The sequence below is a fragment of the Actinomadura sp. RB99 genome (assembly GCF_014706005.1).
Taxonomy (GTDB): Bacteria; Actinomycetota; Actinomycetes; order Streptosporangiales; family Streptosporangiaceae; genus Spirillospora.
This window is the reverse complement of sequence record NZ_JABMCA010000021.1, coordinates 1-12,046: the sequence shown is the minus strand read 5'-3', so window position 1 is coordinate 12,046 and position 12,046 is coordinate 1. Positions and strand designations below refer to the sequence as shown.

The following is a 12,046-nucleotide window of genomic DNA, read 5'->3' as shown; positions in this document are numbered from 1 at the left end:
GACCGAGCGCTCATGTCGGGCGAGTACGGGTCGCGGGCCTCTGGCGGCACCCGTCCGGCAACGGTTCCAGATCCGCCCGCTTAAGAGATATTCACCAACAGCATTAACGCCGATCATAACCAGTCATAGACTGAGCACAACATTTCCGTTCAACTGAACCGGCGCGCCAGTTGAACGCCACCGGCCCCGCCTCTTCGCCGAACTATTCTAGAAAGACTCGCAGCGGACAATCGGCGATGCCGTCCTCAGGAGGAACCGGATGCCAGCCACCCGAGCACCCGCCCACGAATTCGGGACGGCGGCGACGGAGCGCGATTCACCCGGCCGCCGGCGGATCAGGCCGGGAACCGTGCGGCGAGTAATTCCATATATCAAGAAATACCGCTGGTCGCTCGTTCTGCTGATCACCCTCACCGTCATCGACGCGGGCGTGACGACGGCCAATCCGCTGCTCTTCGGCGTCATCATCGATTCCGGAATAGTTCCGCGCCGGCTGTCGGTCGTCATTGAACTGACGGCACTCCTGGCGGGGCTCGCGATCGCCGATGCCTGCGCGGTCTACATCCAGACCAGGACCTCCGCCAGAATAGGCCAGGGACTCGTCTACGATCTGCGCACCGAGGTATTCGAGCACGTACAGAAACAGACCCCGGTCTTCTTCACGCGTTCACAGACCGGGTCACTCGTCAGCAGGCTGAACTCCGACGTCGTCGGGGCGCAGCAGGCGGTCACGACATTGTTGTCGCGGACCGTGGACACGTTGCTGACGCTGGTCTTCGTGCTGGTCGCGATGTTCTACCTGTCCTGGCAGATCAGCCTCTTCGCCATTGTCATCGTCCCCGTTCTCGTCCTGCCGGGGAAGGCCGTCGGCCGCAGGCTGCAGCGGCTGACCAGAGAGCAGATGCAGCTCAACGCGGAACTCGCCTCGGTGATGAACGAGCGTTTCAACGTGGCCGGCTCGATCCTGGTCCGGCTGTTCGGGCGGCCCGACGAGGAGGCCAGGCTGTTCTCGGACAAGGCGGGCCGGGTCCGCGACGTCGGCGCGCGGGCGAACGTGATGGGCCAGGTGCTCGGCATCGCGATGTCGCTGTCGTCCTCGCTGATCCTCGCGCTGACGTTCGGCATCGGCGGCTACCTCGTCATCGACCATTCGTTCAAGATCGGGACGCTGGTCGCCCTGATCACCCTGATCGGCCGGATCTACGGCCCGATCAACCAGCTCTCCGGCATCCAGGCCAACATCCTGACGTCGCTGGTCAGTTTCGACCGCCTGTTCGAGGTCCTGGACCTCAAGCCGCTGGTGACGCAGCGTCCCACCGCCACCGCGCTGCCGGTCGGCGACGCGCGCGGCGGTGACACCGGCGGCGGTGACACCGGCGGGCGTGACACGGGCGGGCGCGACACGGGCGGCGGTCGCGCCCCCGAGATCGAGTTCGACCACGTGTCGTTCAGCTATCCCTCCGCCGACGCGGTCTCGCTCGTCTCGCTGGAGTCCGTCCGGCGGCCGGTCCACGAGTCCTCAGGCGAGGCGCTGGTGCTGTCCGACGTGAGCTTTCGCGTCCCGGCGGGCCGGCTGACCGCGCTGGTAGGGCCGTCGGGAGCCGGGAAGACCACCATCACGCAGATGGTGCCGAGGTTCTACGACCCCGACTCCGGGGAGGTGCGGATCAGCGGCCGCGACATCCGCGACCTGACCCTCCGGTCCGTCCAGGACACCGTCGGGATGGTGACGCAGGACGCGCACCTCTTCCACGACACGATCCGGCAGAACCTGCTGTACGCGCGCCCGGACGCCAGCGAGAGCGACCTGGTGGAGGCCTGCGAGGCGGCGCAGATCTGGCCGCTGATCGCCTCACTGCCGGACGGGCTCGACACGGTCGCCGGCGACCGCGGCTTCCGGCTGTCGGGGGGCGAGAAGCAGCGCATCGCCCTGGCCAGGCTGCTGCTCAAGGCACCGCCGATCGTGGTGCTCGACGAGGCGACGGCGCACCTGGACGTCGAGTCCGAGGCCGCCGTGCAACGCGCGCTCCGGACCGCGCTCTCGGGCCGGACGTCACTGGTCATCGCGCACCGGCTGACCACGATCCGCGCCGCGGACCAGATCGTCGTCATCGACGCGGGGCGGATCAGGCAGCGCGGGACGCACGAAGAGCTGCTGATGGAGGAAGGGCTCTATGCGAGCCTTTACCGCACGCAGTTCGCGTCCCAGGGGAGCAACGGCCGGGGCGAGACGGCCGGTACCGGCCCGCTGCCCGGCTGAATCCATTACAGAAACCCTCGGCGTACCGCATCACGGCGCGGCCCTTTTCGGCGGTCACGCGCGCCCTTGTTCAACTGAGGTGACGATCCCGGTTGAACGCCGTCCAGGGGGTTCCCTTTCATCTCGACGCCTGAACATCGGCTGTGTAGATTGCTGCCACCGAACGTGGCCGGAAAACAGGAGCGGGTTTTCATGGATGAATTGACCGAGCGCCTCACCACCGAACAGCCCGTGGTCATGGGCGGGGCACAACCCACCGTCGAAGAACTGCACGAGCGGGTGGGCGACCTCGGGTACTGCCTGATCAAGTTCACCGAGACCCGGGGCGGCACCGAACTGGGCGTCCGGCTGGACCGCGACGCGACGGACACCAGCGCCGCCGACTTCGACAAGGGCACCGGCTCGGTGCATATCGAGGGCTTCCTGATCCTCAACGACGACCCGGTCCGCTGCGTCGCCGACCTCGACCTGGCCACGCTCAAGGGGACCGGCCGCCTCATGCTCGTCGACAAGTCCGTGGTAACCGCCGGCGCGCAGTGATTCCGTTGCGCTCGGGTCAGATGCTTTCCTGGATGGAGGCGCGAAGGTGATCGACGAGCCCGTGTTCGTGCGGCCCGACCTGATAATCGAACCCCTGGTCGACAGGTTCTACGCATGGCTGCACACCGTGGCGCCGGTGCAGGCCGCGATGAATCTCGCATACGCGCAGGTGCCGCTGCTCGAGTCGTATCTGCAATCTCCGCAGGTGCATATCAACGCCAGCCGCAACCCGGAACTCAGGGGCGGCTTCTTCGTCAATATCGACCCGTCGCGGGTCGCGGAGGTCCGCGACCTGCTCACCGCCATCAAACGGGACCGGGCGCCCATGCTGGACTTCGCGGCGGCGATCTCCGACGGGGAGGAGCTCGTCCGGCAGAGCGCGACCGGATTCGCGATGACGCCGCTTTACCCCAAGCTCCCGGCCGCCCTCTCGGGACTGGTCGAGATGGCGTACGACACCAACAACCAGCCGTCCATCCGCTATATGGAGCCGCTGGTGTACGAGAGCCCGGTCTACACCGAGGACCGGCAGTGCGTGCAGCTGTCGCTGGACACCGGTGTCGAGCGGCCGTTCATCCTGAGCACGCCGCGGTTGCCCGGCCCGGACGTCCTCGAACTCCCGATCCCGTTCCGGCATCCGGGGCTGGAGGAGCTGTGCCGGGCCCGGCTGGAGCCCACGACGCTCGGCCGCCTCCGGGAGGCGCTGGAACTCGACGACGCCCAGGCCGCCCAGCTGCCCCGCCTGCTCACCGACAAGCCGGACCTGGCGGGCGACCGGCACATCGGCGACGGCGGGCGCATCAGGTACTTCGGGCATGCGTGCCTGGTCCTGCAGACCCCGGAGGGCGCGGTCATCACCGACCCGTGGGTCAGCTCGGACGCCGCGGCGACCGGCCGGTACACCTACCGCGACCTGCCCGACTTCATCGACCTGGTGCTGATCACGCATGGCCACCAGGACCACATCGTGCTCGAGACCCTGCTGCAGCTGCGCGGCAGGGTGGGGACGGTGGTGGTCCCGAGGTCGTCGCGGGGCAGCCTGGCGGACCCCTCCCTGGCGCTCTACCTCTCGCGTCTCGGGCTGCCGGTGACCGAGGTCGACGACTTCTCCGAGGTCCCCTTCCCCGGCGGGACGGTCATCGCCGCGCCCTTCCTCGGCGAGCACGCCGACCTCGACATCCGCGCCAAGTCGACCTACATCGCGAAGTTCGCCGGCAAGACCGTCTACATCGGGGCCGACTCCTCGGGGATCGAGCCGGGCCTCTACCGCTACATGCGCAGGCAGGCCGGCGCGGTGGACATGGCGTTCCTCGGCATGGAATGCGCGGGCGCGCCGCTCACCTGGCTCTACGGAGCGCTGCTGACCGCGCCGGTGACGAAGAAGATGAGCGACTCGCGCACGCTCTCCGGCTCGAACGCGGCCCAGGCGAGCGCGATCCTGACCGAACTCGGCGCCGCCGAGGCCTACGTCTACGCCATGGGCGAGGAGGACTGGCTGGTCGGGCATGTGATGGCGACCAGCTACAACGAGGACTCCTATCAGCTGAAGCAGGTCGAGGAGTTCATGACCTGGTGCTCCGAGCACGGCGTCAAGGCGGACCACCTCTACGGGCAGCACGAGTGGAAATGGTGAACCACCGGGGAGGGCGCTCCGATGCCGTTCGCAACGGTCAACGGGATCCGGCTGGCCTACGAGCGCTCGGGCGCCGGGAAGCCGGTCGTCCTGATCATGGGCACCGGCGGGGGCGGCAGCGCGTGGACGGTGCACCAGGTGCCCGCGCTGAACCGCGCCGGGTACGAGGCCATCACGTTCGACACCAGGGGGATCCCGCCGTCGGACGTGCCGGCGGGCAAGTACGCGCTCGCCGATCTCGCCGGCGACCTGACCGGGCTGATCGAGGCGCTCGGCGTCGGGCCGTGCTCCCTGGTCGGGACGTCGCTGGGCGCGATGGTCGCCTCGGAGGTCGCCGCCACCAGGCCCGAGCTGGTGACCTGCTGCGTGCTGATGGCGATGCGCGGGCGCTCGGACGCCACCCGGCGGGCGCTCTCGGCCGCTGACCGCGCGATGACCGCCGCGTCGGTCGAGCTACCGCGCGAGTACGAGGCCGTCGCGGCGGCACTGCAGATGCTCTCGCCCGCGACGCTCAACAACGACACCGCGGCCGCCGGGTGGCTGGACATCTTCATGTACTCGAGCGGGCGGAAGGTGTCGAGCGGGCAGGCCGACATCGATTTCACCGCGGACCGGCATGCGGTGCTGCGCACGATCAAGGCGCCCTGCCGGGTCATCGCCTTCACCGATGACCTCATCTGCCCGCCGCACCTGTGCGCCGAAGCGAGCGAGGCCATCCCGGACTGCGATTTCACCGAGATAGCGGCATGCGGCCACCTCGGCTATCTGGAGCGACCGGAGGAGACCAACCGTGCCATCATCGATTTCCTCGACAAGTACTGACGCAAGCCGTGGCACGCCACTATAGGCTCGCCTGCTCCGGCTGCGAGCGGACGTATGAGGACGACGGGCTGATCCTGCAGTGCCCCGCAGGGCACGCACCGGCGCTGCTGCGCACCGAGTACCGCCAGCGCGGCTTCAAGCCGGTCCAGGACGGCCAGGGCCTGTCCCGCTATCACGAGTGGCTGCCCGTCACCGGGCTGGCGGACAACGCTCACCGGGGCGTGGTGTACCGCAGCGAGGCGCTCTCGACCGCCCTGGGGCTCCCGAACCTCTGGATCGCTTTCAACGGCTACTGGCCCGAGCGCGGCGCGATGCTGGGCACCGGGACGTTCAAGGAGTTCGAGGCGTACACGGTGCTCGGCAGGATGCCGAAGCGGCAGAGCATCCTGACCGTCCCGTCCTCGGGCAACACCGCCGCCGCTTTCGCCTGGGCCTGCTCGCAGGAGGGGGTGCCGTGCCTGCTGATCGTCCCGGAAACGGCGCTGCACCGGTTGCGGTTCCGCGCGCCCCTCGACCCGTGCGTCAGCGTGGTCGCCATCGGCGACAGCGATTACTCGGACGCCATGGACCTCGCCGCGTCCGTGTGCCGGACGGCCCCGTTCCAGGCGGAGGGCGGGGTGAAGAACGTGGGCCGCCGGGACGGGCTGGGGACGGTCATGCTGACCGCGCATGAGGAGATGCGGTCCCTGCCGACGCACTACTTCCAGGCCGTGGGAAGCGGCACCGGGGCGATCGCCGTCCATGAGGCGGCCAAGCGGCTGCGCGCCGCGGGCGCCGAGATGACCGCGCTCCCCCGGCTCATGCTCTGCCAGAACCGTCCGTTCACGCCCATCCACCACGCGTGGGAGGCGCGGTCGCCGTCGCTGGACGACGCGTCCGCGGGCCGGTTCCGGGCCGTCGCCAAGGGCGTGCATGCCGACGAGCTGACGAACTCGACGCCGCCCTACGCCGTCCGCGGCGGGGTCTACGACGCGCTGGTCGAAAGCCGGGGGGACGTCCTGACCGCTGACAGCGGTGCCACCCGGGCGGCACAGGCGATGTTCGAGGAGCTGGAGGGAATCGACATCGAGCCCGCGGCCGGGGTGGCGCTCGCCTGCCTGCGCGACGCGGTGCGGACCGGGAAGGTCGACCGCGCGTCGGTCGTGCTGCTCAACGTGACGGGCGGCGGAAGGGCCCGGCTCGCCCTCCGGCACACGCTGGTGCCCGCCGATCCGAAACTGCGGCTCGCCCGGGACGCCGTTCGCACCGACCGCGATCTCGTCAAAAAGATCGCCGAGGTGTGCGCATCGACCGTTCCCATCGATTAGTCATTGCCACTCACATGGCCCTGTCTTACGATTTTCCCAGGTTGGCGGAAAGCGATGGAGGTGGCGGAGAAATGGCGACCGGCAGGATACTGCAGTTCGACCACGAACGCGGTTACGGCTTTATCGCGGCGGACGACGGCGGCGAGGACGTCTTCCTGCACACATCGGTGGTCGACAGCGATGCCTACGAGCTCGCACCGGGGGCGCGGCTGGAGTTCAAGGTGATGGCGGGCGACCGGGGCCGGAAGGCCTTCGCGGCGCATCTCATTCCGGACGAGCCCGGCGCGGCGGAAAAGCCGGTCCCGGCACCGCCCCGGCAGGCGCCGGCACCGGTGCCGGCGGCCCCGCCGGCCGCGTCCGCCCAGGCCGGCGGCACGCTGGACGACGACGAACCGACGTGCGACGTGCTCTCGCCGGACGAATTCATGCAGGAGCTGACGGAACTGCTGCTGAGCGGCGTCCCGGCGCTGAGCGGGCAGCAGGTGGTCGACGTCCGCAGGGTCGTGCTCGGCTGCGCGGAAAAGCACCAGTGGATCGATGGCTGAGTTTCGCAGGGCCGGGGAGCGCCGGAGCCCGGCGCCGGCGGACCGCCTCGGCTCCGCGCGCCTCCCGGCCTTTCTGCCGTAACAGGGGAAGGGGCCATGCCTGCTCCCGTTCCACCCATGTCCGACGAGCACGTGAAAACGATGACGGCGATGTATCGGGCCGTCGTCGACTCGGCGGATTACATCGAGAGCCGCTATTCGGCGACCGGTCTGGACGACATTTCGGCCGGTGAGTCATTTCTGCTCGCCATATTGGCCCGGCACGACAGGGCCGGCGCGCTCCGCCTTCTCGACGGCCTCGGCTTCGCCGAGCGGGATGTCGCCGCGCTGACCGACGGTCTCGGCCGGCGCGGCTACCTGAGGACGCGCGCGGCGGCCCCGGGCCGGTCCCGCCCGGCCGCCGTGCTCACCAGGCGCGGCATGACCGTCGTGAACCTGTCCGAGTACGCCCTCAGGGCGGCCTCGTGGGCGGACTTCCCGCTCCGCGAGGGCGACATCATCGTCAGCACCCCGGTCAAGTGCGGCACGACCTGGACGCAGATGATCTGCGCGCTTCTCGTCTTCCAGACCCCGGACCTCCCGGGCTCCCTGCCCGATCTGTCACCGTGGCTCGACGCCGAGCCCGTGACCCGCCGCGAGACGGCGGCCGCCCTCGCGGCTCAGACCCACCGCAGGTTCATCAAGACCCATCTGCCGCTGAGCGAGCTTCCGGCCGATGACCGGGTCACCTATGTCGTCGTCGGCAGGCATCTCCTGGACGCGGCCATCTCGTACTACCACCACCGGATCAACGCCGCGGAGCATCACGAGCGGCCCGCCTCGGCGAACCGGCGCGGATCGTCGTCACCGCGCAACTGGCTCCTGCAGTGGATCGCCACGGATACCGACCTGCACGCGAACCGCGGCCACCTGCTGCCCGACATGCTCGGCCATCTGAGCGAAGCCTGGGCCCGGCGCGCGGACCCAGGCGTGGTGCTCCTGCACTACGAGGACCTGTCCGCCGACCTCGAGGGCGAGATGCGGAACCTCGCCGCCCGGCTCGGGATCAGCGTGCCCGAGCACGCCTGGCCGGCCCTGGTGAAGGCCGCCACGTTCAGCGAGATGCGCTCCGCCGCCGGGCGGCTGCAACCGGAGGACGGCCTGGGCGGGGCACCGGAGAAGTTCTTCCGCAAGGGGACCTCCGGATCGGGACGCGGCCTGCTCTCCAGTGCCGAGCTCGCCTACTACCACGCGCGCGCGGCGCAACTGGCGCCGCCCGACTGCCTCGCCTGGCTGCACCGTGAGGACCGATCGGGCTAGACGCCGAGGCCGCGGCCGATGATCTCCTTCATGATCTCGGTCGTGCCGCCGAAGATGGTCTGGATGCGGACGTCCTGGTAGGCCTTCGCGATCGGGTACTCCATCATGTAGCCGTAGCCGCCGTGCAGCTGGAGGCAGCGGTCCACGACCCGCTTCAGCAGCTCGGTGTTCCAGTACTTGAGCATCGCGGCCTCGTCGACGCTCAGCTCGCCCTTGCCCTCCTTGACGATGCACTCGTCGGTGAAGGAGCGGCTGATGGTCAGCTCGGTCTTCATCTCGGCGAGCGTGAACCGGTTGTGCTGGAACTTGCCGATCGGGCGGCCGAACGCCTCGCGGGTCTTGCAGTACTCCAGCGTTTGCTCGAACGCCGACTCGGCGGCGGCCATCGCGGTGGCGCCGATGGACAGCCGCTCGCGGGCCAGGTTCGTCATCAGGTAGATGAAGCCCATGCCCTCCTCGCCGAGGAGGTTCTCCTTGGGGACGCGGACGTTGTCGAAGAACAGCTCGGCGGTGTCCTGCGCGTGCATGCCGACCTTCTCGAGGTTGCGGCCGCGCTCGAAGCCCTCCATGCCGCGCTCGACGACGAGGAGGCTGACGCCCTTCGCCCCGGCGGACGGGTCGGTCTTCGCCACGACGATCACCAGGTCGGACAGGATGCCGTTGGAGATGAACGTCTTGGAGCCGTTCAGGACGTAGTGGTCGCCGTCCCTGATCGCGGTGCTCTTGATGCCCTGCAGGTCGGAGCCGGCGGCGGGCTCGGTCATCGCGATGCCGGTGATGATCTCGCCGGAGCAGTAGCCGGGGAACCAGCGCGCCTGCTGCTCCGGAGTGCAAAGCTGACGCAGGTAGCCGCCGTTGATGTCGTTGTGCACCGAGAACCCGGGGCCGTGCACGCCCGCCTTCGCGAACTCCTCGTTGAGGATCACGTAGTAGCGGTAGTCGGGGTTGCCGCCGCCGCCGAACTCCTCCGGCATGTCGATGCCGAGCAGCCCCTGCCGGCCCGCGGCCAGCCACACGTCGCGGGAGACGACGCCGTCCTTCTCCCACTGCTCGTGGTACGGCGCGATCTCCTTCTCGATGAAGGCGCGGACCATGTCGCGGAACGCCTCGTGCTCCGCGGTGAAGATCTCCCGTGCCATCCGGCGGTCTCCCTCGGTAAGTGCGTGCTGATACAGCATTAATGTAACACTGGCACTGTCACGTCAAAGGAGCCGGGTATGGATCTCACCGTGGACGAGCTGGCCGCGCGCGCGGGGGTCACCGTCCGCACCGTGCGCTTCTACGCCGGGCGCGGCCTGCTGCCACCGCCCCGGCTGCGCGGCCGGACGGGCCTCTACGGCGCCGACCACCTCGCGCGGCTCGAACTCGTCCGGGAGCTCCAGTCGCTCGGCCTGACCCTCGCCGCCATCGAGAAGCACCTGCGGAAGATCCCGCCGGACGCGCCCGCCGAGGACCTCGCGCTGCAACGCGCGCTGCTGTCGCCGTGGGCGCCGGAGCGTCCCGAGGACGTGAGCCGGCACGAGCTGGACCGCCGCGCCGGACGCCACCTCGACGACGACACGCTCAAGCGCCTCGAAGCGCTCGGCGTCGTGGAGAGCATCGCGCCGGACACCGTCCGGGTCGTCATGCCCGCCCTGCTCGGCATCAGCGCCGAGCTCGCCGAACTCCCGATGCCGCTGGACACCCTGATCGCCTCGCACGAGGCCGTCGAACGGCACACCACCGCGCTCGCGGCCGAGCTCCAGCAGGTCTTCCAGGACACCGTCGTCCGCTCCTACCGGGAGAGCGGCCGCTCCCCCGAGGAGCGCGACCGCCTGATGGAGCTGGCCGGCAAGCTCAAACCGCTGATGATCCAGTCGCTCGTCTCGTCGTTCCAGCACGCCGTCGACAAGGCCATCCGCACCTCCACCGACCGCTGACGGCGCAGGCCGGGGTCAGGAGTCCTTCCACTCCTGCCCCTCGTACTGGACGAGGCGGGGGTGGACGAGCGTGTTGACACCGACGTCGCGGGAGCGGCGGTCCTTGGGGAAGACGGACGCGGCCTGCAGGACGGACCCGTCGAGGAAGCGCAGCGGCGGAGCGTCCGGGGACAGCGCGAGCGCGGGCGGCTTCGCGGTCGGCGAGGCGAGGGTGAAGCCCCAGTCGCCGAAGCTCGGCACGTCCACGTGGTACGGGGTGGTGGCGAGGCCGGCGGCGGCGATCGACTTCTCGATGCTCCAGAACGACTTCGGCGCGAAGTACGGCGACCCGGACTGCACGACCATCCGGCCGCCGGGCGCGAGGACCCGCTTGACCAGGCCGTAGAACTCGACGGAGTACAGCTTCGCGGTGGGCACGTCGTCGGGGTCGGGCATGTCGACGATCACGGCGTCGTACCGGCGGGTCTGGCCGCGCAGCCACGTGAACGCGTCGGCGTTGACAGTGTGCGCGCGCGGGTCCTCGAAGGAGCGGTGGTTGAGCGCGACCAGCGGCCCGTAGGTCCGGGCGAGGTGCAGCATCTCCGGGTCGAGCTCGACCAGCGTCGCGCTGCGGACGTCGCGGTAGCGCAGCACCTCGCGCATCGCCAGCCCGTCGCCGCCGCCGAGGATCAGCACGTTCCCGTGCGGGCCGGACATCAGCGGGTGGACGAGCGACTCGTGGTACCGGTACTCGTCCGCCGAGGAGAACTGCAGGTCGCCGTTCAGGAACAGGCGCAGGTCGGTGGTGCCCGCCAGGGTGATCTTCCGGGTGATCACGATCTCCTGGTACGGGGTGTCCTTCGCCAGCGCGATGGGGTCCTCGAACAGCGCCTGCCGCGCGGTCACCTCGATCCGGTCGGAGAGCGCGTACGTCGTGCCGAGGACGGCGAGCACCGCCACCATGCCGAGGCCGATCCCGACCCGCGCGACGCGTCCGAGCCGGCGGCGGAACAGCCACAGCACCACCGCGACGCCGGCGACCGCGTTCACCGCGCCGACCAGCAGCGCGCCCTTGATGTGCCCGAACGTCGGGAGCAGCACGAACGGGAAGGCGAGCCCGCCGATCAGCGCGCCCACGTAGTCGGCGGCGAACAGGTCGGCGACGGCGCTGCCCGCGTCCTGCTTGCGGATCCGCTGCAGCAGCGTCATCAGCAGCGGGATCTCCGCGCCGATCAGCGCGCCCACCGCGAACGACACCGCCACCAGCGCCGGGACGTAGATGTCGAGCCAGGAGAACGCGGCGTACAGCGCGAGCACCGACAGGCCGCCGACCAGCGCGAGCGCGCCCTCGACGATGGCGAACGCGGCGGCGGCGTGCTTCTGCAGCGGCTTGGCCAGCAGCGACCCGATGCCCATGGCGAAGACCATGACGGACAGCACGATCGACGCCTGGGTGACGGAGTCGCCGACCAGGTAGCTGCCGAGCGCGACGAGCGCCAGCTCGTACACCAGGCCGCAGGCCGCGCAGGTGAACACGGCCGCGAGGACCAGAGCGCGCGCCACCCGCGCCGGCGCGCCGAGCCGGCCCGCCGCGCCGCCACCCTCTGAGCCGCCGCCCTCCGCGCCGCCACCCTCCGAGCCGGGGCCGGAGCCCGAGTCGGGACCGGGCTCGACGGCCGTCTCGGGGCGGGGTCCGGCGGCGGGCGCGTCCGGGGTCTCGGGGGCGGGCGCGCCGACGGAGA

Annotated in this window: 10 protein-coding genes; 8 read left to right on the top strand and 2 right to left on the bottom strand. The window is 69.9% G+C overall.

All coding sequences use genetic code 11. The annotated features are described in order from the left end of the window. Positions 1-259: 259 nt before the first annotated feature. The 7 genes from amrb99_RS20365 to amrb99_RS20335 all read left to right on the top strand — a co-directional run bounded on the left by amrb99_RS20365 (position 260) and on the right by amrb99_RS20335 (position 8,406). Positions 260-2,260 (top strand): ABC transporter ATP-binding protein, encoded by a 2,001-nt coding sequence (locus amrb99_RS20365; protein WP_190858204.1) that lies wholly within the window; start codon positions 260-262, stop codon positions 2,258-2,260. A gap of 192 nt (positions 2,261-2,452) precedes the next feature. Next, a complete protein-coding gene (locus amrb99_RS20360; RefSeq protein WP_190858202.1) occupies positions 2,453-2,800 on the top strand; it encodes an MbtH domain protein in 348 nt (115 codons plus the stop codon). A 46-nt stretch (positions 2,801-2,846) separates the two neighbouring features. Beyond that, positions 2,847-4,433 carry an MBL fold metallo-hydrolase gene (locus amrb99_RS20355; RefSeq protein ID WP_190858200.1) on the top strand — a complete coding sequence of 529 codons (1,587 nt, stop codon included), beginning with the start codon at positions 2,847-2,849 and terminating at the stop codon, positions 4,431-4,433. 21 nt (positions 4,434-4,454) lie between these two features. Beyond that, positions 4,455-5,255 carry an alpha/beta hydrolase gene (locus amrb99_RS20350; RefSeq protein WP_190858198.1) on the top strand — a complete coding sequence of 267 codons (801 nt, stop codon included), beginning with the start codon at positions 4,455-4,457 and terminating at the stop codon, positions 5,253-5,255. Between the two features lie 8 nt (positions 5,256-5,263). Next, positions 5,264-6,562, top strand: coding sequence for a cysteate synthase (locus amrb99_RS20345; protein WP_190858196.1), 1,299 nt, complete (start codon positions 5,264-5,266; stop codon positions 6,560-6,562). A gap of 71 nt (positions 6,563-6,633) precedes the next feature. Further along, positions 6,634-7,107 (top strand): cold shock domain-containing protein, encoded by a 474-nt coding sequence (locus tag amrb99_RS20340; RefSeq protein WP_190858194.1) that lies wholly within the window; start codon positions 6,634-6,636, stop codon positions 7,105-7,107. Between the two features lie 117 nt (positions 7,108-7,224). Continuing rightward, the gene (locus amrb99_RS20335) at positions 7,225-8,406 is read left to right on the top strand and encodes a sulfotransferase domain-containing protein (RefSeq protein ID WP_206700023.1); all 1,182 of its coding nucleotides are present in this window, start codon (positions 7,225-7,227) and stop codon (positions 8,404-8,406) included. Here amrb99_RS20335 and amrb99_RS20330 read toward each other — a convergent pair. After that, positions 8,403-9,545, bottom strand: a complete 1,143-nt coding sequence (locus amrb99_RS20330) for an acyl-CoA dehydrogenase family protein (RefSeq protein ID WP_190858192.1) — start codon at positions 9,543-9,545, stop codon at positions 8,403-8,405. The two genes, amrb99_RS20335 and amrb99_RS20330, sit on opposite strands and share 4 nt — an antisense overlap. A gap of 78 nt (positions 9,546-9,623) precedes the next feature. On the opposite strand from amrb99_RS20330, the gene amrb99_RS20325 reads away from it, so the two are divergent. Then, the gene (locus tag amrb99_RS20325; protein ID WP_190858190.1) at positions 9,624-10,325 is read left to right on the top strand and encodes a MerR family transcriptional regulator; all 702 of its coding nucleotides are present in this window, start codon (positions 9,624-9,626) and stop codon (positions 10,323-10,325) included. A gap of 15 nt (positions 10,326-10,340) precedes the next feature. Here amrb99_RS20325 and amrb99_RS20320 read toward each other — a convergent pair whose 3' ends face one another. Further along, the gene (locus amrb99_RS20320) at positions 10,341-11,867 is read right to left on the bottom strand and encodes a polyamine aminopropyltransferase (protein WP_190858318.1); all 1,527 of its coding nucleotides are present in this window, start codon (positions 11,865-11,867) and stop codon (positions 10,341-10,343) included. Between the last annotated feature and the right edge of the window lie 179 nt (positions 11,868-12,046).

Bases quoted from the DNA above. Each gene is read 5' to 3' on its own strand.
- amrb99_RS20365 (WP_190858204.1), top strand. From the start codon at position 260: ATGCCAGCCACCCGAGCACCCGCCCACGAATTCGGGACGGCGGCGACG.
- amrb99_RS20360 (WP_190858202.1), top strand. From the start codon at position 2,453: ATGGATGAATTGACCGAGCGCCTCACCACCGAACAGCCCGTGGTCATG.
- amrb99_RS20350 (WP_190858198.1), top strand. From the start codon at position 4,455: ATGCCGTTCGCAACGGTCAACGGGATCCGGCTGGCCTACGAGCGCTCG.
- amrb99_RS20340 (WP_190858194.1), top strand. From the start codon at position 6,634: ATGGCGACCGGCAGGATACTGCAGTTCGACCACGAACGCGGTTACGGC.
- amrb99_RS20335 (WP_206700023.1), top strand. From the start codon at position 7,225: ATGTCCGACGAGCACGTGAAAACGATGACGGCGATGTATCGGGCCGTC.
- amrb99_RS20330 (WP_190858192.1), bottom strand. From the start codon at position 9,545: ATGGCACGGGAGATCTTCACCGCGGAGCACGAGGCGTTCCGCGACATG.
- amrb99_RS20325 (WP_190858190.1), top strand. From the start codon at position 9,624: ATGGATCTCACCGTGGACGAGCTGGCCGCGCGCGCGGGGGTCACCGTC.